This window comes from Coriobacteriaceae bacterium, assembly GCA_025757745.1.
Classification (GTDB): domain Bacteria; phylum Actinomycetota; class Coriobacteriia; order Coriobacteriales; family Coriobacteriaceae; genus Collinsella.
Genome location: CP107217.1, coordinates 1,089,023 through 1,110,291, shown reverse-complemented (window position 1 = coordinate 1,110,291; position 21,269 = coordinate 1,089,023). Strand labels below are relative to the sequence as shown.

Annotated in this window: 18 protein-coding genes; 5 read left to right on the top strand and 13 right to left on the bottom strand. The window is 52.3% G+C overall.

Annotated features, from left to right (window positions below; translation table 11 throughout):
* Positions 1 to 85 precede the first annotated feature (85 nt).
* The 8 genes from OGM60_04685 to OGM60_04650 all read right to left on the bottom strand — a co-directional run bounded on the left by OGM60_04685 (position 86) and on the right by OGM60_04650 (position 9,958).
* Positions 86 to 1,627: a glycoside hydrolase family 32 protein gene (locus OGM60_04685; GenBank protein ID UYJ00087.1), complete on the bottom strand. Its 1,542-nt coding sequence runs from the start codon at positions 1,625 to 1,627 to the stop codon at positions 86 to 88.
* 94 nt (positions 1,628 to 1,721) lie between these two features.
* Positions 1,722 to 3,122 carry a PTS transporter subunit EIIC gene (locus OGM60_04680; GenBank protein UYJ00086.1) on the bottom strand — a complete coding sequence of 467 codons (1,401 nt, stop codon included), beginning with the start codon at positions 3,120 to 3,122 and terminating at the stop codon, positions 1,722 to 1,724.
* Between the two features lie 183 nt (positions 3,123 to 3,305).
* Positions 3,306 to 4,277 carry a LacI family DNA-binding transcriptional regulator gene (locus tag OGM60_04675; protein ID UYJ00154.1) on the bottom strand — a complete coding sequence of 324 codons (972 nt, stop codon included), beginning with the start codon at positions 4,275 to 4,277 and terminating at the stop codon, positions 3,306 to 3,308.
* Positions 4,278 to 4,312: 35 nt separating this feature from the next.
* Positions 4,313 to 5,098, bottom strand: a complete 786-nt coding sequence (locus tag OGM60_04670) for a DUF4956 domain-containing protein (protein UYJ00085.1) — start codon at positions 5,096 to 5,098, stop codon at positions 4,313 to 4,315.
* A 472-nt stretch (positions 5,099 to 5,570) separates the two neighbouring features.
* A complete protein-coding gene (locus OGM60_04665) occupies positions 5,571 to 6,389 on the bottom strand; it encodes a hypothetical protein (GenBank protein UYJ00084.1) in 819 nt (272 codons plus the stop codon).
* Positions 6,390 to 6,391: 2 nt separating this feature from the next.
* A complete protein-coding gene (locus tag OGM60_04660) occupies positions 6,392 to 7,492 on the bottom strand; it encodes an AAA family ATPase (GenBank protein UYJ00083.1) in 1,101 nt (366 codons plus the stop codon).
* Between the two features lie 656 nt (positions 7,493 to 8,148).
* Entirely contained in the window at positions 8,149 to 8,814 is a 666-nt protein-coding gene (locus OGM60_04655; protein ID UYJ00082.1) for an RloB family protein, read from the bottom strand.
* A 1-nt stretch (position 8,815) separates the two neighbouring features.
* Entirely contained in the window at positions 8,816 to 9,958 is a 1,143-nt protein-coding gene (locus tag OGM60_04650; protein ID UYJ00153.1) for an ATP-binding protein, read from the bottom strand.
* 1,493 nt (positions 9,959 to 11,451) lie between these two features.
* On the opposite strand from OGM60_04650, the gene OGM60_04645 reads away from it, so the two are divergent.
* Entirely contained in the window at positions 11,452 to 11,697 is a 246-nt protein-coding gene (locus tag OGM60_04645) for a hypothetical protein (GenBank protein UYJ00081.1), read from the top strand.
* A 258-nt stretch (positions 11,698 to 11,955) separates the two neighbouring features.
* The gene (locus tag OGM60_04640; protein ID UYJ00080.1) at positions 11,956 to 12,150 is read left to right on the top strand and encodes a hypothetical protein; all 195 of its coding nucleotides are present in this window, start codon (positions 11,956 to 11,958) and stop codon (positions 12,148 to 12,150) included.
* 1,305 nt (positions 12,151 to 13,455) lie between these two features.
* Here the strand turns inward: OGM60_04640 and OGM60_04635 are convergent.
* From OGM60_04635 to OGM60_04620, 4 genes are all read right to left on the bottom strand, one after another.
* Positions 13,456 to 14,463 (bottom strand): retron St85 family effector protein, encoded by a 1,008-nt coding sequence (locus tag OGM60_04635; GenBank protein ID UYJ00079.1) that lies wholly within the window; start codon positions 14,461 to 14,463, stop codon positions 13,456 to 13,458.
* 440 nt (positions 14,464 to 14,903) lie between these two features.
* Positions 14,904 to 15,215 (bottom strand): hypothetical protein, encoded by a 312-nt coding sequence (locus OGM60_04630; GenBank protein UYJ00078.1) that lies wholly within the window; start codon positions 15,213 to 15,215, stop codon positions 14,904 to 14,906.
* A 314-nt stretch (positions 15,216 to 15,529) separates the two neighbouring features.
* Complete coding sequence (locus OGM60_04625; GenBank protein UYJ00077.1) at positions 15,530 to 16,831, bottom strand: hypothetical protein; 1,302 nt, start codon at positions 16,829 to 16,831, stop codon at positions 15,530 to 15,532.
* Between the two features lie 14 nt (positions 16,832 to 16,845).
* Positions 16,846 to 17,415 carry an SLATT domain-containing protein gene (locus OGM60_04620; GenBank protein UYJ00076.1) on the bottom strand — a complete coding sequence of 190 codons (570 nt, stop codon included), beginning with the start codon at positions 17,413 to 17,415 and terminating at the stop codon, positions 16,846 to 16,848.
* Between the two features lie 70 nt (positions 17,416 to 17,485).
* Here OGM60_04620 and OGM60_04615 point away from each other — a divergent pair, with 70 nt between their 5' ends.
* The 3 genes from OGM60_04615 (at position 17,486) to OGM60_04605 (ending at position 20,219) form a co-directional block, all read left to right on the top strand.
* On the top strand, positions 17,486 to 18,199 hold the full coding sequence (locus OGM60_04615; GenBank protein ID UYJ00075.1) for a hypothetical protein: 714 nt from the start codon (positions 17,486 to 17,488) through the stop codon (positions 18,197 to 18,199).
* A gap of 231 nt (positions 18,200 to 18,430) precedes the next feature.
* On the top strand, positions 18,431 to 19,102 hold the full coding sequence (locus tag OGM60_04610; protein UYJ00074.1) for a hypothetical protein: 672 nt from the start codon (positions 18,431 to 18,433) through the stop codon (positions 19,100 to 19,102).
* Between the two features lie 175 nt (positions 19,103 to 19,277).
* Positions 19,278 to 20,219 carry a hypothetical protein gene (locus OGM60_04605; GenBank protein ID UYJ00073.1) on the top strand — a complete coding sequence of 314 codons (942 nt, stop codon included), beginning with the start codon at positions 19,278 to 19,280 and terminating at the stop codon, positions 20,217 to 20,219.
* Here the strand turns inward: OGM60_04605 and OGM60_04600 are convergent.
* The gene (locus OGM60_04600; GenBank protein UYJ00072.1) at positions 20,216 to 21,220 is read right to left on the bottom strand and encodes a DUF2806 domain-containing protein; all 1,005 of its coding nucleotides are present in this window, start codon (positions 21,218 to 21,220) and stop codon (positions 20,216 to 20,218) included. The two genes, OGM60_04605 and OGM60_04600, sit on opposite strands and share 4 nt — an antisense overlap.
* Positions 21,221 to 21,269 lie beyond the last annotated feature (49 nt).

The following is a 21,269-nucleotide window of genomic DNA, read 5'->3' as shown; positions in this document are numbered from 1 at the left end:
CCTTCATAAGCAAAAACCCACGATGCGGATGTTCCCCGCATCGTGGGCAACGGCTGCAGTATAGCGCCGATAGACGACCAATCGCCTAGATGTTGAGCGTGTGATAGGTCACGTTCGCGCCCGGAGCGTCAACGGTCACGCCATAGGCCTCGGGATAGATGCGCGTCGAGAACACGAGCGCGCCATCGTTCACAAACACCTCGACCGACGAAACATCGCCGACAATGCGCACGTTACGAACCTCGTCGACGGGCTCCCAGCGCACGGTACGACCGCAGCCGGCAGAAGCGCGATCCTCATCGGCAAATCGCATCTCAAAGCGCGCGGGTAGCTCGCCGTTGGCGGGCACAAACGCCAGCTTCAGCTCGCCATCAACGGTCGCGGTAAATGCGCCGTCGACACCGTCGACAACAACGTCAAAGCAGGTTTCGCCGGCAACCTCCAACGAGCCCTCCCCCACACGCACCGAGGCATAATGGCGCTCGATCTCGCGCACCGGCTGCTGCAGCACCACGCCGCCGGCGCCGGCTGTAAGCTCACGCGGCACCGTCATGCAGTGCTGCCAGCCACACGCCACGGTGGGTGCGTTGCCATAGGTCGGCTCATCGGGCATACCCATCCAGCCGATTAGAATATGGCGACCGTCCTCGGCCGTGAACTCCTGCGGCGCATAGAAGTCAAAACCGGCGTCCCACAGGCGGAATTCGCCCGGCTCATAGGTACCGTCACCACCGGTAATGTCGCCCGTTACAGGCATGTAGCCAGCAGCGTATACGTTGCCGCGGTCCCAACGACCGCCCTCGAGCCCCTGAGGAGAGAAGGACAGGAACTTCACCGGCACACCGTCATCGGCCTTAAGCTCAAGATACCCCGGGCACTCCCACATAAAGCCAAAACGCTCGGGCGTAGACACACGGGTCTCGAGCTCCCAGCTCAGCATATCGGCCGAGCCATACACCAGGATCTCGCCCACATCGCGCCCGGCACCCTCGCCGTGCATCGCACAAAAACGGCTCTCGACATGCGGCCCATCCACGCGACGACGGGCGCCCAGCACCATGTGATAACGCCCGTCCGCGTCACGCCATACCTTGGGATCGCGCACATGGCAGGTCAAATCCTCGGGATAATCATCGGACGCCAGCACCACGCGCTTTTGGCTGAACTCCCGACCGGCAAGGCCATCAACGCTCTCGACATAAACAGTATCGGCGCGGCGGCCGGTATTGACGTAGTCGTACGTCCCGTCCGCATCGGATAGCTTCACGTTGCCTGTGTACAGCACGCGAATGCGACCGTCCTCGGCAAGCGCGGAGCCCGAATACACGCCATGACAGTCGAACGGCTCGTCGGGAAGCAACGGCGCTCCAACATATTCCCACTTCATAAGGTCGCGGCTCGTCGCATGGCCCCAGACCTTAACGCCACCCTCGACATCAAACGGCGCATACTGAAAATAGGCATGGAACACGCCGCCCGCCTGGCAAAGACCGTTGGGGTCGTTGAGCCAACCCGCCGGCGGCATAATGTGGAAGCGCTGGCCATACGCGCCATGACCGCACTCAGAGGCGGCGGCGTCAACAGCGGCGACCAGCTTTGCAAGGTCGCGACCAAGTGCATTAGACATATCAAAGTCCTAACGGATCGAAAGTTACAAGGCGCCAGATGCGGGAAACACCCGCGAGCATACAGCCCGCGGGCATTCCCTCAATCAAAAGCTCTTAGGCCTGCTCGGAAGCCTTAGGCTCGTCCTTGTACAGAACAAACGAGACGCCAAAGGAAACCAGCGCGGCGACCGCAAACATGATCGCGTACTGCACGGGCTGGGCCAGGCACAGCAGGATACCGAAGATACCGGTAACGCCGGTGCCGGAAGCAGCAAGCGAGGTGAGCGCGCAGACCAGGGCACCGCAACCGCCGCCGATGCAGCCGGCGATGAAGGGCTTAAAGAAGCGTAGGTTCACACCGAAGATAGCAGGCTCGGTAATGCCCATGAAGGCGGACAGAGCCGAAGGAAGCGCCAGGCCCTTAATCTTGGCATCGCGGGTCTTAAAGGCAACGGCGAGCGCGGCACCACCCTGGGCGATGTTGGCAGCGCTGGCGATGGGCAGCCAGTAGGTCACGCCGTACTGGGCGAGTTGGCCCAGGTCGATGGCGGTGTACATCTGGTGGATACCGGTAACGACCGTGGGAGCATAGAACAGGCCGACGATAAAGGAACCGATGCCGAAGGGCAGGGTCAGCAGGGCCTGGATCAGACCGAGGATGGCGTTCTCGGCCCACACGAAGATGGGACCGACGGCAACGAGCGTCACGAGCACGGTCACGAACACGGAGACAAGCGGGGTCACAAAGAGGTCGAACATCTCGGGAACGATCTTGTGCAGGCGCTTCTCGAGGAAGGCCAGAATGGCGCAGGCGATGACGATGGGGATCACATGGCCCTGATAGCCGACCCACTCAAAGCTGTACACGCCGGGAATGACGGTGACCATGGTCTGAACGCCCTCGGAGGCAACCGTGTAAGCGCTCTGCAGCGAGGAGTTGATGAACGCACCGCCGACGACAGCGCCCAGATACGGGTTGGCGCCAAAGGCCTTGGCGGCGGAGTAGCCGATCAGGATCTGCAGAATGCCAAAGGACGTGCCCGAGACCAGGTCGGCAATCTTGTAGATAAAGTTATTGGTATCGAGCGCGATAAAGCCGTTGGAGGCCATAAAGTTGAGGGCGCTCATAATGCCCAGCAGCAGGCCCGAAGCCACGATGGCGGGGATGATGGGGACAAAGACATCGCCGAGCACCTTAATGGCACGCATAAAGATGTTCTGCTGCTGAGCCGCGGCCTCCTTGACCTCGGCCTTGGTTGCAGCCTCGACGCCGCTGAGCGCGATGAACTCCTCGTAGACCTTGTTGACGGTGCCGGTGCCAAAAATAATCTGGAGCTGGCCCTGGGCCTCAAAGACGCCCTTGGCGCCGTCGACGTTCTCGAGGGCCTCCTTGTTAACCTTAGTGTTATCGGCAATCACCAGGCGCAGGCGAGTGGCGCAGTGCGCGGCCGAAACAACGTTGTCGGCGCCACCGATGTTGTCGAGCACCTCTTGGGCTGATTTGCGGTAGTCCATGACTTCCCTTTCCTCCAACGGGCGCATTTACACCCGGCCATCTTTGACACTTACACTGTAATCGATTTCAGTTTCATATGTCTGCAATCGTTTTCATAGTAGGGTGAACAGTAGGAAAAAGCCGGTGAATGGTAGTTTTGAGACAAACATAAGGGCTCAGAGGCAGACAGACATGCCCAAGACCTAGACATTCATAAGCTGATGACCGAGCTTGAGTGTCTTGAGACCGCTCTCCCCCTCCACGCCATCGAGCGTGTTGAGCAACATATTGGTCGCCTCGACGCCACTGGTCAGGTAGCCATAATGCACGGTGGGAATGCCGCCCGTCAGCGCGCGCAAAAACGCATTGTCGCCAAAACCACTCACGCGGTGTATGCCCTCGCCCATGCCGCGAACCTCATCGATGGCACGCAGCGCGCCCGCCGCCATGGTGTCGGTCGCGCAGGCGATAAATGAAACATCGGGAGCGACGGAAAGCAGCTCACGCGCCGCACCATAGCCCGAATCGAGCGTAAACGAGCCCAGGCGAATCAAGGCGGCATCGAGCGGGTTGCCCGCGGCGCGCAAGCCGGCCTCAAAACCGCGACGGCGGTCATAACCGGCCGCGCGATCCTCCTCGGTAACTCCAATATAGGCAATCTTGCCGTCCACGCGACCCCCAAGCGCATGGCCCAGCTCAAAGGCGGCCTCGTAATCGTCGTGATAGACGCACGCCGCGCCCTCAACATTCTGGCCGATCAGCACGATGGGCACGCGGCACGACTCAATCGCCCGACGGTGCTCGTCGGTAATCATAGTTGCCACCAGCACAATGCCATCGACTGGGTGGTTTTGGAATAAATCGAGGTATTCGAGCTCGCGATCGGGGGCATTGTCAGTATTGGCAAGCAGCATCTGGTAGCCACGACGACCGAGCACCTGGCCGATGCCGGCGGTAATGCGGCTCACGGATTCCGAGTTGATCTTGGGCACGATGACGCCGATGAGCTTGGTGGAGCCGGTGCGCAGCGCGCGAGCCTGGCTGGACCGCACGTATCCGGTCAGCTCAATCGCCTGCTTAATGCGCTCGGCCTTGTCCGCCGAGATATATCCACCGTTGAGGTAGCGCGAGACGGCGGCGCTCGAAACGCCCGCCAACTCGGCCACATCTTTCATCTTTACCACGAGTACCCCTGTCATTGAAATCGCTTTCACCATGATACCTGTTCGTTCCGGCGTTCTAACGAACGCCGGACTGCTCGACGCTGCGCGGACATCTGCCGGGCGATCTGCCGCTCAAACCGTCGCTCGCGTACATGAAGTACGCGTCGCTCCTCTTTCGCGGCACCTCGCCACGGCAGCCGCCCGCTCGCTGACGTATGCTCGACCAGGAGCGCCCCTCTTTGTGCAATCTGCTCGCTAGGGCTATACCCATGGTACTCGCCGTTGTACTGGAGGAGCGTTAGATCTTCCACGCCGTCGAGCGCGCGGATGGCATCGGCATAGGGCATATCCACACCGTCCGAGAACACCTCGACAGCCATCTCGACCTTGTCGCCGTGCATGGTCTTGGACTTGACGGTAAACTTGGTACGCACAAACGCACGCACGATATCGTCGCTGGTGGTCTGGCCCGTGTAGTGAATGACCATCATGTACACGCGCGCCTTGTCCTGGTGGCTCGCAAAGTCGGCAATCATCGCCATGATGACCACCGCTGCGAGCTCCACGAGCGCATACATGCCGGCACCCGCCGTAATGCCCGTGGTAATGGCCCAAAACAGATACAGCAGGTCGAGCGGATCCTTGACCGCCGTACGGTAGCGGACGATAGACAGAGCACCGACCATACCGAGCGAGATGACCACGTTCGTCGAGATCGCGAGCGTCACCATACACGTGAGCACGCACATACCCACAAGCGTCACGGCAAAACTGCGCGAATACACCACGCCGGTAAAAAAGCGCTTGTAAACGTAATAGATCCGGATGCCCATGGCGAGCGCCACGAACATCGACAGACCAATCTTGGCAGGGTCGACCTGACCAAACCCACACTCGGCGGCACCGTATCACGCACCAGCTGTGGCAAAACTCGGTAAACTTGACCTCCATCACCAGTTTGCCGGGCTCCAGTACGAGCAATGCGGACAGCGTTGCATCAAAAATGTCAAAGCTTCCCACCGCCGCGTGCATGTTCATGTCAAACGTAATGCGCACGGTACCTTCGTCCATCACCCACGGCTCACGCTCATAGTCCACGATGGCCCACGGGCGCATCATGTTGCAGATGCACTCGATGTAGAACTCGCGACAGAGCGGATAGGGGCTCCTCAGCAAAAAGTCGTAATCGCCAGCCAGAATCTGCTCAAACTCACCGCGTGTAAGTGGCGCGTCCTCCTTGTAGATCCAGCTGCCGTACTTCTTTTTGCGCTCAAGCTTAATCATCTTGTCGCTGCCGTTATAGATTTAGAACAAACGAATACCCAAACCCCTCTTAATCGCCTTATTCAAAACGTCGTTAAGTCGCTTAGGCCAATTCACAATAAAGAATAGACAGGTGCAGCATGCGCAAAATGAATCATTGTTCAGACGATCAATCTCGTTGAGCAAAAGTTCAGAATGATTGATGTCCGCCACAGTCGCAGCTAAGTCAGCCATACACTCGTTTGCATTTTGCGTCGCCTGTTCATTAGTTAACCATAGCGACCTAAGGGCATGAACGGCAATAATGCAAGCAAATGTATAGCCATCAATACGCCCAATATCCGCAAGCGAATCTCCCCTCCTGGCAACCCAGTCCTTGTAAGATCGCTGGCCATAAATCACATCTGAAGGAACAAAGGCATCATCCAGAGAGAAAAACTTCGAGGGATCAAAATCACGATATGCTTCAACCGATGGATAGCTTAGATATAGTTGACCCATATCAGTACTATCGCAGTAATAGTCTTGCATTAGCTCAAGCCGCTTAAAATCGTGCCGATTGTCCTGAGGATCTAAGTCAAATATGAGCAAGGTGTCAGTAAAACTGGATTCGAGAAGCTCTGTCGCATCATCTTTATCCGGAAGAAGCTCGGCAACAAAGGACCTAAGATCAACAGCCTCAAAATCGCAACCGTATTCTTGAAAGAGTTTGTCTAGAAAGTCATGGACATTAATCTCGACAGGGACAATTTGATGATCATCTGCGAGGCCAAAAGATTCAAACATGCGCTCCATCAGCTGAGGTTCGCGTTTAGCACCTTCGACAATGAGCAGGACGTTCTTTTCGGACACATTGTTCATGGCTAATCAAACTCTCCGGCTCGGAGAAGCTTTTCAATGTTGTTGCCAAGCCTCAACTCGCGATCGGTGGAATCGGCCAAAGTTCGAATGCCCCCTTTTGCTGAGATTTGATAAACGCAGTCAGGCCTCATTACGCCATTCTTAACAAGCGAGGTATTGTGGGTCGAGCACAGTATCTGACACGATGCCTTGGAAGCAAAGAGCTTCAAAAGGCTCTCTGCCATCTCAAAGTGACAAAAAGCGTCAAACTCATCTATGAACAAAAAGCTGGCCGACTCGTTAAGCTCAAGCTCAGAGAACAACTTAACCAAAGTTCTTGTACCGCTAGAACATGCCTCGACAAACGGGATGCAACGCATGGGATGATTGAAATACAGAACAGGTAAGCCGTCGGACTCTTTAATAACGATCAGGGACTCATCGACTCCAAAATTGCGAATAAATGACTCGAATTCCGCGACCTTGTTCTCGCGTATGATCTTGTCGATTACCTTTCTTGTTTCAAACCCTTTCAATCGAAAACTGTCCATGCGAATCAGTCTCATGCGCGAGACAAATCGGCGCAACTCCGCCAAGACGCCTAAAACATTAGTTGGAAGACTGCTCGTTATGTATGAAAGAAGGCTCAACGAGGTATCGGAGAATTCAAAATTGATCCCAGCAGCACCGATTCGTTCAAGATGGTTCTCTTCGAAAACGCCGCTTGCATTATTGAATTCGAAAATTCGTTCCCCATCAATCAATAGGGTCTCGTGAAGCCAAGTAGTCGGAGAAGTCTTCTCATAGCAGTAATTGATTTCGCGACCGTCAAATTCAAAGACATAGGTGAACTGTGCCGTACCTCGCCCGCAGTCAGCACTCAAAAACAGACGATCATCCTGGTCAGAATAATCGAATGCCTTTGGAAAGCCGAGTGTAATGTCGAATAAAGCTGAACCGAAATTCGATTTACCAGACGCATTTCTGCCGATCAAAAGTGCAGTTTTCACGGTTCCGTTTTTAATGTTATTTTCTGCAAACTGGTAATCACGAGAAGCTGCGAAATTAAATGAAACCGGAGTCGAAAAATTCCTATAGCCATCAACAGTAAAACGCTTAAGCATGAGAGTCTCCTATCTCTTGCCGTAATTATATTACGGCAAGAGATAGGAGACCTGCATCAATTATTTCACTACGGGAAACGTCATGTAACCAGAGCCCATCCGAACCGTGAAAACCTACTGCGAGAGCCGCTCAAATCTGAAGCATGCGGCAAAATCTAGACATGCAGACCACACTGGACAGCGACAACGCTTCTACCAGCGGTTTTGTTGGGAAAAATCTGGTTGTGTTCGGCGATTTCCACGGACCAAGCCGGACATACCGTCGCAAGGCCTCATCACAATTGGATCTGTAAGGAAAAGCCCAATTCCGGTCAATCCCTTACCGGCAACCACAGCGAATGGAGACTGAGCAACAACACGTCAGCAAAGTTACATACGAGCAGAAAATCGCACGCAATTTCGCCTTTTCTTTATTGAGATGTAAATTTTGACAGGCCGAATCTTACATCCATACAAATGATGAAAAGGGGCGGTAATTCAAAAGAAAAGCCGCCCCCGCAGGACGCAGGCCCGTAGGTTGACTGCGTCAATACCGCTAGATTCGGCCTAGTATCCTATCGGGTCCCAAAAGGTCAATCCAGTTAAAGACGGCAGGCAGCCCGAAACAACATCTTTCATGAATCTCCAGTCCCATCAAGCCCGATCGAACTTGACCGTCAAACCAGATACGGCCCAATCACATCAAATATCTCGCCAACCTTAGTTGAAGGGTTTTGCGCAGATGGCTTAATGTTACCCAGCTCCCTATGGTACGCGACGAGGCGCCCAGCACGCTGCAATGCTTCGCCTCGCCTATCATCCACTGCCCCAAACATCCCGTCAAGGTTCTTGCGGTACTCGATGCCCAAATTCTTCGACATCTCCTGCGCGAGGGCATGCTGGCAGTCGGACGCGGACATATGCGCGGTCGTGTAGCGAAAGTGCAAAAGCGGCCACAGCTCGAAACAGGGGTTGGACCACAACGCGTGGAAGGTCCTCGAACCATCAGAGAGCTCGTTGCACTTACGTTCCATCGCGTCGAAGTCGGACGCAGGGAAGTCATCCTTGTCATACACGAGCCACACGTGGTCGAACGTCTCGGGCGCATAGAGGCAGTGTTCGACGGCGAAGTCGAGCAGGTCGAGAGTATGTTTGCCAGTCCCCTTAACGACTACGGCAACCTTCCGCTCGTTTGCTGCGCCCAACGCGGCGCGCACGCCCTCGAAGTAGCGAGGCTCAGTCTCCTTGCCCTCGGTCACCACGAGATGGCGCGTCATCTGTACCATGCGAGAGCGTCCCTCGCGCTTGCCGCTGCGCCAGTCCCTCGACTTTTTCGCGGCCATACTAATCCCACTCCTCAATGCGCGTGAGATACGGGTCGGCACCATAGCGGCCAGACAGGTACTGCTTGTCGAATGCCGCGTTCTTGCTGACCAGGTTGCCATTTGACTCGTGGATGTCGGCGAGCGACCATAGCTGGCTCGCCTCCCCCTCGCCGCGTGCGGCGAACCATATCTCGTCGCGGCGGAACACGTCGTTTCGCATTGTGGACACGTCCTGGGACGAGAAGATGAGCTGCGCGCCGCTCTTGTTGACCTCGGGATCCTTAAACAACAGAATCACGTAGCGCAGGAGCTTCGGATGAAGCTTGGCGTCAAGTTCGTCGACCACAACGGTAGTGCCGCGCTCGAGCGCAGCCATCAGATATGCAGCTAGCCCCATGAGCTTCTGTGTGCCGGCTGACTCCTCAGAAAGGCGCAGCTCATAGCCCTTGCCGTCCACCTCGTGCCTCACAAAGACGCGCTGGCCGCGCCATTCCGGGGCCTTCTCCACCCTAAAGCCATCGATGCGTACGTCGACGGCGCGCAGAAAGCGCGTGACCTCGGGCGACTCCGCCTCGTCCAGCAATTGCTCGAGCATCCGCTCCAGGTAAGAGCTGTTGTAGTTCAGGAACACGCCATCAAGAAACCAGCTGGCAGCCTCCTTGATCACCGGCGCGTCAAAGTTGATACAGAGGAACGACAGGTACGGCAGACTCGGGTTGAATCTCGCAGCCGTAACAAGTTTGCGCAGCGTGGGACCGAGCTCGACCTCAGCACCCTCGCGCTCGAACAACATTGCCGTACGCGAAGCTCCCAATTTGCGCCGCCACAGTCCCTCGGACACGATCTCGTCCGCATGCACGGACAGGACATAGCGGTACTCATGCTCACCCGCGCGATAGTAGAGCTCGAACTCGGTGGGCTTAGCAGCCGACACGTCATCGAACTCGAACGCAGAGCAACGGGGTATTGAAGATCGGTTACCTTCTGGCGCATCAGTGCTGGCAGACAACAATCTGATCGGCCTTGCCACCGCCGAACGAATATAGTCAAGAGCCTCGAGCAGGTTAGACTTGCCGCCAGCGTTAGGCCCGTAAACCGCAGCCACCGGAAGGAAGCTCTGCCCGTCAGGGCACTCTATAAGGGAGCGCTCGAACTCCCTCATCGATGTTGCCTGCATGGAAAGCTCAGTTTCGTCGCGATAGGATCTATAGTTCCTGAAGGTAAACTGGCAAAGCATCGTCCTCAAAATTCCTTTCATTGTTTTGAAAAGATATTTCAGAGTTTTTATTTGATTATAGACCTTAAATAGCATCAATCAAGTGTTTGCAGCATCTAGAACAAAGGGTACAAGGCCAAAACTCGGAAGTATGCGGCAAATCCCTAGCATGCCGAGCACTCCGGAATGCCGCAATGCTTCTGCCTGCGGATCCTTTATGCGGAAAAGCCGTTGTGCTCGGGGGTTCCAGAATTTGCCGTATACTTCCGGCAGGCGTTTGCGGCTGCGGACACGCTAATCCATGCCCGCAGCCGCAATGGCGTCAAGCCCCTATCCTCTCGGCGGGAAGGGATCGTGCCCATGGGAATCCTTTGCGCGGATTCTGCCATCGGGACGATGGGTGATTAGCTCAGAGTGCTGATTAGAACTAATTTGACGACCGCGCTTTATAGCTTCGCCCTGGGTCGTCGTAACAAAGGAAGCGCGACGCGCTCCCTCGCCCTTAACCTGCCATTTGCCATCCGCCCGCTTCGTAACGTGCTGGTTTCTACCTTTCATACTCACCTCACCTTCACGACCGATTGCTTAACGCGCTCACAGCATGAGGCTTGCAGCAAGTTCACTCGTGCCGCTTTGCTTAAAGCATAACTACTGGCGCGGACATAAATCGGACCTGGAAGGTACGGTGTGGGATCTCGAAGAAGCGCAAAACAGCCGCAAGCTGAAGCTACCGTATCGCGCATGGTCAAATAAGTGCGGAACATAACGCCAGGACAAATACGCCTCATCCACCTCAGCTCCCCCCTCCCCGACTCAACCTGTTGATGCCCACTTAAAAATAGTCCGAATGGTCATCGAGAATTAAGCACGGTGAGCATTAAGAATTGAGTAGTTTAACCAGAAGAGCCGCGCCCCAGAAGCCCCCCGGGGGGGCGATGCGCTTTATGCTAAAAGGCCGACGCTCTCGGAGGTTCCAGAGGCCGCCGCACATTATCGACAGGTGAACTCGGAAGTGCGGTAAAAAATGGGACCTGTCGACTAGGCCCCAGGTTTGGACTCTTGCGGCCTGCGATTTTGTTGGCAAAAATCGGAGTGTGCGCGGCAAGTTTCGATTTTCCCCGCACTTCCGAAATTCGCGATAAAAGCCCACTGCCCAGAAGCGGATACGGACAAATGCCCTCGGTAAACAGCCCCTTAAACACGAAAACCGCCTTTCGGCGGTTACCACGGACCAAGCCGGACATACCGTCGCAAGGCCTCATCACAAGGCTTACTTTAAGGGAAAGCTCGGGGTCCATCAATCCTATGCCGCTAATCCTCCAAATCAACCTTTGGACTCATTCTTTGGGTAGCAGGCAGATTTTAGCCATTAATGGGAACCATGTTGATATCAAGACAATAAAAGGAGCGCTGCAGCAAATCGAATAGACAGGAGAGACATGCAAGCAATCGAAAAAATAAAGACCACCGATGATTTAGGTGAACACGGAGGCGGCATATGGAAGAAATGGCCCTGGAAGGACTCCGATCATTTTGAATTAATGTCCGATCTCATCCTTAAGGCTAAATACAGCATTCAAGATTTCAATTCCACTATCGGCGGGGGCTTCTTGCCCAACCCAAAGGACACCGTTTATCTTGTGGCACTTGCTACATGGATAAAAGATGCGTTCTGGCAAATTTAAGAGAACTGTCTGAGAAAAGAGATCAAAAACGATTTTGAGTTCTCTAAACAAAGCGAACTCGACGACGCGAGCAAGTATCTCCAAGTTGTTCGTTCGGTAGTTATTGCCCACCCCCTCAATTCAACTAGACATCAGGATTATGGTTTTGGACCAGAAGGGAGAATCTGCATTGATATAAGAGGGAAAAGCCTACTTGATTCCTTTCCTAAGGCAGTTATTTATCGCATCACACCAAAAGGATTTTCAAGAATCAGCTGCGTGGGCGATAATGACATCGCATTGATGACATGTCGCAATATCCGCAGCGCCACAGAACAAAAAGGCAAGCTGCACTTTGAAAGATGCTGCCTCGACATGCGAGACATACGCAATTCTGCCGAGCTTTACATTGACGCTTTATACGAACTGGACCGCCACCTTGGTCGCATCAGGAGGAAGGATTTTATTAAATAGCCCCAGTTCATTAGCTTAAAATCCGATCGTTCGACCACTTCATCCGAGAAGAAACAACCATCACGGACAAAGACGCGCATGATACGACCTGTACTAACAATGAGCGAAGTCAACATGCGGCAGCGCAGCAGGACCGGACGTTAGCAAGAAAACGGTAGTAAAAAAGCACCGGGACCAGTGTCGGGCCCGGTGCCAAAGCGCAATATCGGCGGCATTGATTCGCGATATTCAGCGGTGCTCAAGCAGTAAATACTCAAAGCGCTTCGACTCCCTCGAAGTATTAACTGTCCAAAATTTAATAGAATATGCAACCAATTCGAGAATGGTTCAAAAAGCAAGCCAACACAACCGTCACATGCCGCCAGCAAGTCGCCCGCCAATCACCCATAGGCGAGCTCTACTAACGCTGGCATAACTCCTCCGCAAGAAACAGCCTTACCATAGCTCGCGTACTTGGCTAAAAGCGCATTGCAATAATCCGGTTCAACCTGTTTGCAAAAGCTCAAGTGGCCTAAAACGCGATGGGCGTAATTACGATCGCACTCGCGCATAAGCACCTGGTATAACGAGCACTTTAGCTCTGCTTTTCTTTGGGGCCCCAGTCGAAGGACGCCATTGCAGTCAAGATAGATGCCCGTGATTTTACGAAGGTGCCCTCGCCCAAAACAACGAGTTTTGTCCTTATTCAGATCAAAACCCTTTTGCTTTAGGCGGTCATCGACAATGGCTGAAATCTCCGCGGAGTCTATCCATTCAGTTGATGAAATGCAGATGTCGTCAGAGTATCGCGAGTAGACGAATCTATCGCCTAGTCTAGCTGCAATCTCATGGTCAAACGAAGCCATTATGCGATTGGCGATAAAAGGCGAGCACGGAGAGCCCGTTGCAAGAGAGCCCCGATAGCAAGATAGAGTTACAAGAAGATCGACATCGTCTGCAGTAAGACGCGAGCGAGATTCAGTGTTCGTCGACCGATACGTTCCCCCTGAAAACAAATTCCTAACCATTTGCTGAGTGCAGGACTCAAAGAAATGACGAATATCAAGCAGAAGAAAATGACTACTCTTAGCATGGAGCCCGGCATTACGGCAGACACTTGAGCCCTTTTCGTAGGCTGTAGCGTAAGGAAGATCTATATCAAACTCCGTATTTATATAATCCGAAATCCAACATTGGACGAGCTTCAAATCTGGCCGAGGCGCAACAATCTTTCTCCCACCGGCAGAAAAACAGTGATACCTATCTGTCGTTGAGCTTACAAGGCCCAATAGCTGACGATTTGTCATTCCAAGGTCGAAGCAAATTCTATCCGCAATAGACACCGGCAACGCCTCCATACCCCATTGATCTCTTACGAAGGATTACCCGCGCCCTCATATTTAAGAAATCTCGGTCTTCGTATCTCTTAAACATGAAATAGGAATCAAGGTGTATCGTGCTTTTAATCAGATAATCCGGACCCCTATTGCATCTCACTTTAGAAACAAGACCGGTAGCTCTCATCATGCAGCAAACATCCGACCAAGATATCGGAACGCCGGCATTTTTCATGTCTGCATTTAAAATGGGCGAGAATATTTTGAGCTTACTAGCACGGAAGCCTTTGGCCGCACAGTATATCGTTCGTAAATCGGTCTCCGACATGGGGCCCAATAATTGAAGCAAATCAAGTAACTCATGGACGAGCGAGCCCACGTTAATCTTGGACTCGTCTAGATTGATCATCTTTCTAGCGGCCTTTTGGCTAGCCTTGCCCCGCTTAGTAGCATTAACACCAATAAGGGGTCTTAGTTCAGAAACAAAGCGGCACAAGTCAGGCGAAGACATTGGGTTATTTAAGTCTAAGTAAAAGACTTTGTTAAGCGAGGAGTCGCCCGTGGCTATTTCTTCCACTGGCCCATCAATCAAGAAGCTCCGAGAGCCCTTATATTGCTTTCCAACAGCAACAGAGGTAATCCAAGCAGCATGAGGCAAAGCGGAGAAAGCGCCCAACTCGCAAAAAGATCCACAGCTCTCTGCAAAAATCAATATCCAGTCAGATATGTCGGCAAGCATGGCCTCTTGCTGAAGTAAATTAAGTCTCGAACCGTCCATTTCCTCCGCTACGTCTTCGGCGGTAAGACAAAAAACGTTTTTTAAAGCCTCGGTGTGATTGTTGGACACATAAGCTCTAAAGAATCGTCGAGAGGAATGCAGACTCTGATCACCGCCGCAGGGAAAGATAAACAAGGGCAGTTTATTAACGTCACGATAAACCCTCAGATGATTTCTCAGGATATTCAAATCAGTTTTACTGATACAGTCGCAGAGCATTGCACCTCGATTCCAATAAGGACAAGGCCGCACAGTCCGTGCATATGGTCATTCCGTAGGCGCGGATTCGGGTCCGTGGCTATGGAATGACCATATGCACGGACCCAAATTGGTGAAAACGTCTCAGTCCATCTTTAACAGAGGACTCGCTCCAGTCGGGGCAATCAATGACTAGCTGCGACCTTGTCGCAAGTAACTTTACCATCAATTTGTGTCTTAGGCTGGATATTGGCCGTCTTTAAATCCCACGGCAGGCATATGCGCTCGCTCTTGGCTATATTTGTCGTCACCACAAATAACGACAGTCCTAAACCAAGCCCGAATCAAACATCAGCAGAGCCGCAACGTTGCGCCAAGTTCCACCATCAAGTGAACATCACATTTATGCGCCCTGTCTACAAAAGCAATACCAATATTTGTAAAAATCGGAGTTAAATTCCCTAGCCAACAACCGTCCAATCACTACCGACAGTACTCGAAATCTTTGAGGAATCACCGTTGCACACGATGGTCGCCGAAGCGCCGGGCACATACTTGAGCTCAAGAACGGAAACGCCTTGTTCCTTAAGCTTCAAGGTCATCTCGGTTATCTGGGTTTTACTCGCATCATTTTTGCTAACCAGCTTGACGCCTTTGGCATCATTTTCAAGCAGGCAGGATACTACCGTTTTGTAATCGGACCAATAACAGTACTCTCCAGAAAGCCATCCAAGCTCGATGGCACATATCGAACCGGTCACAGAAACCGTCATTGGACGCAAACCGTAGCGCTGCCTTTCCTCAAATTACAGAACATCGCAAAAAACGCGGTTAGCATTAAGTAATCTCGTTCCACAATAGTCCCCGTAAAATGGCGCAAAGTGATTGCGGATAGCCCACGACAACATCCAGTTGTCGCAAAAACGTCAAAGGGCCGTTGCCGGAAAACCGAACAACGACCCTTCTTTGTCATCGCCTCACGTAGAGTCCACGACGGCTATATCACTGAGAACATCTTACAGCGACGCTTATCGACCCAGCTGGGCGATAATCAAACCAGATCAAAGAACGTAATTCGTACTTTAAGCTAGCTGATAGGGACTTCAATTCTAGATCGTGCTATACAAACGCCGTTCCTAACCGCATAGCACTCGACATAATGTGGGCCAACAAAATCAGTCCTCTCGTCATGGAAGCCATCTTTATTACCACGTTGAATTTCGCCTCGGATGCAGTTTCTCTGAAATGCCGCTTCACCGCGGTTGCGAACTTTCCAGTAAAAAGCGCAATCCCTAAAAGAAGCAGCATTGACAACAAAGAAATGAAGCGAGCGCTTTCGTAGTAAAGGACAATGTCCAGCCAACATATCCCTAAGTAATGAGGGCCTAAATCCATGCTGTATAACTTGGCAATCGATTTCCATCGAACGACGAATATCAACCTTAAATTGATCCTCGACAAATCGCTCATCAATGGCCACTCCATACTTGGAAGCAAATTGGGCTTCTTCACTATCGGAAGATCCATCGACAACAGCTTCGGAAAACGGCTTTCCAAATAAATCAATGAGAACTTGCTCTTTTTCATCAGAGCTAGTGGCATCGATTAGTTTTCCATGAGCTTTCTTGGCTTTTGGTACAAACGCCCCATTGTCATCATTCGTAACCTGTTGGTTGCTGCCCAGAGCATGCCAAAAAGATTGTTCGCGATCTTGCTCGGACAAATATTTAAAGAGGTCGGACAAGAGGTCATACGGGTCGCTGGAACGGTCTTTCTGGTTATAAAAACTATTAACAAGAGTATCGATGAGCAGGCCCTTAAAATGAAATCCAAGAGTATTTTTCCAAACCCTTAGAGCATTGCAGAGCCTTTTGCCATCTCCATCGGTCCTTTCAAATAGAACAGAACAGGCATCTTGCTCAGGAATAGGATCCGTCTTTTTCCAAGATCCTCCATCATTCGAATCGGGAAATTTAAACGAACCGTCATCCTGCTCAAAAGCAGGAACCAAATCAATCGAATAAAACCTGTCTGTGAAATTAATCACTACAGCCTGTCCGTCACCTTTTATGTCAGTCTTGGGGTAACGGCTTTTAATGGTTTTTTTGACTTCTTGGAGAAGCGCTGATTGCCCATTAGAGTCATAGGCATTGAATCTCGTATAGACTTCCTGTGGCAGTACAAACAAAAGGTCGAGATCGCTAGTTTCCGAAACAGCGGTTTGCCGACCAACTGATCCAACCACAAGACAATGGTCATCGACAGAATCCGAATCGTAGTATTTTTTGTTCAATAATTTCGTCAATGACTCAATCGACGATTGATACTCACTCAATGAATCCAACGAAATTGAATCGAAGAAGTTCTCAAAAGAACGTTTTTCGTCCATGTTGCTCCCTTCAGTTATCTAACCAAATCCCTCAATCCGACAGGGAGTATTTGTTCTATCTCCATCGGAGAAAACCCACAGTCGCCCGCCTTAATGCTTTCACGGGCCTTTGAATAAGCTTTGGGATTTGTCATAGGGCTTTTTGTGTAAATTGAAGAAACTTCCTTTTGAAGAGAATCACGACGAGACCTGATTTCCGCCAAATCAAATGAGCGGCTGTCGGCAAGAAGTGATAGATACCCCTGAAGAATCACCCAAATTGCATCTGCGGTAGCGCCATGACAATTCGCCCTCTCGCTCAAGTTTGCCCCTTTAAGATAAATTATTATTGCTAGACTGATCACAGATAGGCCGGCGGCAACCAGCGCCGCAATTTTCATTCCAGATAGCCAGATACTTACAAAGCCACAAGCGGAAACCGATGTCAAAACAGTCTGCATTACGGATAAACGGTTGTTGAGTCCGTTGGCGTTGTCAGCCGCAACGAGCTGCGTCTTATACGTATATAAAAGATTTGCATAAGCCTCAGCTACTTGCAGTAAGAGCCTGCGCCTTTCTTCAAACTCTTCAGTGGTTGTTTCCATCGCTATCCTCCAAACAGTCAGTTTTTTCTAAAAGGATAGGACGCCGCGAGGACAAAAAATATCGCAAAATATGGCAGGCATTAACCCCGAGATTCGAGTACCAGAAGTGAGCCATATGCATAGCCCCATTGATAGCGAAAGCTACGTCATGCCCATCCTTGGCAGGACCAAGATTGATATCTGGGAGTGTTATGCGAGACATGTTCTGCAATTTATCGATAGCGACAAATACGGCAATTTGGCTTACAGCGACAAACCGGATCTGATCGATCGGGAACAGTCCCTGGGCATAGAGGTAACAGCTTCCCAATCACAAGACAGCAGAAAGGCAGAATCCCTCTATTCCAAACTCCTATACGAGAATGATTCTTCTCAGGAAAAACGTCGAGTCGAACTTATTGAGCAATGTGGAGCGCATTTCGAAAAAAAAGTCCTGTATGGCCCAAATGGTTCTGATTCGTTCGAGCCGGTTATTGAGGCTCTTCGCAAAAAGCTGGACAGACTCGACTCTGGTGACTACGAAACCGTTAGGAGAAACGAGTTGTTTGTCAGGTCCAATATTCTTGCTGACGAGGAAATGCTTCGCGAAGCGCTCTCCAACATGAAAAAAGAGTCCAGTGATCACTCATGCCACTTCGCATCTGTTATCGTCTCGGTCCCTGGATACAATTACGTTTTCGACCTCGATGCATCGACATGCGTATCTCTTGAATTCGAATATGAAGACCAGCATCGTATTGCTCGTGAAGCAAACAAGGAAGTGAACATCGCACAGTCAAGCTGAGGCGTGCCACTATAACCAATCTACTAGCAGACCATTTCGTAGCGGGTCGGAATATAGCACCCGAAGCTCTTTGCTGCGCAAGCGTTAACGTCCTAATGAGCCAGCACACCCAAGCGGCGCAGGTCCACGTCAATCCGGCACGAAGGTTCTGAGAATATCCCTTATCTTGGCAATGAGAAACCGGGGCGCACAAGGCGGCCCGGGGCACCTCCACCCAAGAAAGGATCCGCTATGCTCAAAGACGGCATCGCATACCTACTCAAGTTCGCACCCAAGGAAGCCTACATAGACAACTTGATTACCGGTCGTCTCTACATGAACGCGGCCGGCTACTACCATGGCCTGCCTGGCGAGCAGGGCGATCCGCTCGAGGCGTCCATGGCTCCTGGGGTGTGTCTCTACGGATATACTTGCCTCCCCATCTACTGCATGTACACGGTCCGCGAGAACGATATCGTCGACAACGCCGTGAAAATCCCGATACGCATGATCCAGGAGTTCGGGTGCGCAGACGGGTGGATCGGCATCGTGCAGTACGACAGCTTCACGCGCCTCGCCGACAGACACACCACCGACGACGAAAACATCTACGCCCACGGTCCCATCTCCTACGGCATCCCCGGGCCAAAACTAATCCGCGAGATCTTTGAGGGCATCCCGCACAATCTCGTTATCAAAACGCCCAAGTACGCATACCAGAGGGAGTATCGAATCATCGGGTCGCGACCGGTCGAATGTCGCCTTTTACCAAACGAGTATCACCCAGGCTGCAAATTTGAAGAATACGACCATGGAGAGCTTGACCTAAGCAGCAGCCTCGCGGACTTTACCTGGAAGGTCTCGGTGGCGAGTCTCGAAGAAGCGCGAGACGGCCTCATGCTAGAGTGGCCGCATCAGGCATAGTCAACCCAACGCGATCCACAACGTCACCGGGCAACCAACCCCTCCCCAACATTCCCCAGAAAGCTCGCTGATGTTGACTGGCGTTCCCGTAAAATTAACCCCAAGAAAATATGTGCGGAGTGCTGGCCTGGAGCTGCCTTCGGACCCTATTGGCTGCTCACCGAGAGGCTCCGCTATGAAACGACCCCTTTACTACCTGCTCTGCGCGATCGCGTGCACGTCTATGGTCAGCGCGACGATGCCCATGGCAGCCATTGCGGAAGCCATTCAGCCTCGAGCGACAACCGAGCAGCAGGCGCAAGCCGACGCCACGAGCATCGACACAGGCAAGGCTGAAGACGGCACCAACACAAATACGACAGCAGATACCGAAGAGGACAGCACCACAACATCAACCGGCACCAACGCCGTCAATGCGGAAAGCGCTGACGCCACCGCCGCCGCAACCAACACGGCCACCACAGCCCCCACCCCATCCCTCCGCGCCCAAACCAACGGCACGCCCGAGGCCATCTCCGCCGCGGCAGAAACCGGCTACGCCCACTCCGCTACCGCAATCCAAAACGGCGTCACCTTCACCGTCTCGTGGAACGACGCCCCGGCGGGCACCGCGACGACCTCCCACGTAACCCAGACCAACAGATCGTCCCAGGCCAAGGCGCGCATGGACGTGCCCACCTATTGGGACGACGGCAGCCAGGAAAGCGTCTGCGACCCGTCGCGCCCGGCATGGGACAGCTACTGCAGCCTGGGCACCGCGGGCCACGACTTTACCTTTGACTTCACGGCATCGGGCACGTACCGCATCCACTTCTACTTTATGGACAACGACAGAAACGACTCCCAAAACGACAAGGGGATCTACTACCTGCGCACCACGGCGGAGGTGACCGTAAACGACGCCGCCCACCCAAGCGTCACGCAGATCGTCAACAACACCGTGGACCTGTGCAGGCAAGAGACAAACGGCTCGGAATACGACATGGCGCTGTGGCTCCACGACTGGACGCTCGACCAGCCGGAGTACGACAACAACCTCAACTGGTGCTCGGCCGAAAGCGGCCTCAAGCGCCACCAGGGCACCTGCGAGAGCTACCAGCGCATCTACTTGAGTTAGTCTAAAGGTTTATAAATAACGTCAGTCTCCAGAACTGCATCCATTACGGACATGAGCCGATCGTCCATCGGCACGTCAAGAATCTCAATGAGCTCTATCCCCGGTTTCAAAAATTTGGCATAGCCGAGATTAATTTTGATTTTCTCATCCTTATTATTTATAAGAAGTACATGAGACGATGAAGAAAATAGATTCAAACCGCCTTTAGGCTCAAGCGTGAACGTTATCCAGTCATTAGACGAAAGTAGTCCCAGCGAATCCATGGCGACGACAGATTCAAATGAAATTGTGCCCCCATTGTATGTCCAAGAATCATCTTCTGAGGTTTTAAGGAGAACCGGGATTGGAGTAAGTACCGAATTGGGCCCCACTTTCGCCCATAGACAGCACCGAAGAATTGAAAACAGCTGATTTGCTTCTTCCGAATCCATTTGTTCGAGTATTTTCTTCGTTCTTTTAGAGCGCGCGCGACCTGATGATACTTCCTGCGAAATCAATTTCGCCCACATCTCCCTCAGATCATCGTCATACGCTGTCTGAGCTCCATGAATATCAAGATCAATGCAGGACTCCGATAGTTCATCAACTCTATTCGAATCTGACATTCTTCCCGCGCGCTCAAGAACATTTAGCAAATTATCTGCCTGAGAAGCGCTTGCGTTATAACCATGGGCCATTAAATATAGCTGACCATCAGTAAAAGTCGGAAACGCCCGTTTATAGATTGCAGCAACATCCGCTATAGAGCTCGCTTCGATATTCCGTATCTCCGCCTCGTCACGAGCGGCCCCTATGGGGTAAAGAGCCTTACGTGCGCTACGAATAAATCGCGCAGGGAACGACGCAATATCACCGCGTCCATTAATGCCTAGGTTAACAGTTGGTTGAAAGGACACGTCATTTGTCGAAATATTTACAGCGCCCGCCTGGGCATTAGCTTTGATATCGTTATTTTGTAAGTCATTCATTGCGTCTCCCCTCATCAGGTAATAAGCGCTCACGCCTGCATTCCACTCATTCCCGTAAGTACCAAATAGGCAATTAGTTTTG

Bases quoted from the DNA above. Each gene is read 5' to 3' on its own strand.
- OGM60_04685 (UYJ00087.1), bottom strand. From the start codon at position 1,627: ATGTCTAATGCACTTGGTCGCGACCTTGCAAAGCTGGTCGCCGCTGTT.
- OGM60_04680 (UYJ00086.1), bottom strand. From the start codon at position 3,122: ATGGACTACCGCAAATCAGCCCAAGAGGTGCTCGACAACATCGGTGGC.
- OGM60_04675 (UYJ00154.1), bottom strand. From the start codon at position 4,277: ATGAAAGATGTGGCCGAGTTGGCGGGCGTTTCGAGCGCCGCCGTCTCG.
- OGM60_04670 (UYJ00085.1), bottom strand. From the start codon at position 5,098: ATGGGCATCCGGATCTATTACGTTTACAAGCGCTTTTTTACCGGCGTG.
- OGM60_04665 (UYJ00084.1), bottom strand. From the start codon at position 6,389: ATGAACAATGTGTCCGAAAAGAACGTCCTGCTCATTGTCGAAGGTGCT.
- OGM60_04660 (UYJ00083.1), bottom strand. From the start codon at position 7,492: ATGCTTAAGCGTTTTACTGTTGATGGCTATAGGAATTTTTCGACTCCG.
- OGM60_04655 (UYJ00082.1), bottom strand. From the start codon at position 8,814: ATGGCCGCGAAAAAGTCGAGGGACTGGCGCAGCGGCAAGCGCGAGGGA.
- OGM60_04650 (UYJ00153.1), bottom strand. From the start codon at position 9,958: ATGAGGGAGTTCGAGCGCTCCCTTATAGAGTGCCCTGACGGGCAGAGC.
- OGM60_04645 (UYJ00081.1), top strand. From the start codon at position 11,452: ATGCAAGCAATCGAAAAAATAAAGACCACCGATGATTTAGGTGAACAC.
- OGM60_04635 (UYJ00079.1), bottom strand. From the start codon at position 14,463: ATGCTCTGCGACTGTATCAGTAAAACTGATTTGAATATCCTGAGAAAT.
- OGM60_04630 (UYJ00078.1), bottom strand. From the start codon at position 15,215: ATGACGGTTTCTGTGACCGGTTCGATATGTGCCATCGAGCTTGGATGG.
- OGM60_04625 (UYJ00077.1), bottom strand. From the start codon at position 16,831: ATGGACGAAAAACGTTCTTTTGAGAACTTCTTCGATTCAATTTCGTTG.
- OGM60_04620 (UYJ00076.1), bottom strand. From the start codon at position 17,415: ATGGAAACAACCACTGAAGAGTTTGAAGAAAGGCGCAGGCTCTTACTG.
- OGM60_04615 (UYJ00075.1), top strand. From the start codon at position 17,486: ATGGCAGGCATTAACCCCGAGATTCGAGTACCAGAAGTGAGCCATATG.
- OGM60_04610 (UYJ00074.1), top strand. From the start codon at position 18,431: ATGCTCAAAGACGGCATCGCATACCTACTCAAGTTCGCACCCAAGGAA.
- OGM60_04605 (UYJ00073.1), top strand. From the start codon at position 19,278: ATGAAACGACCCCTTTACTACCTGCTCTGCGCGATCGCGTGCACGTCT.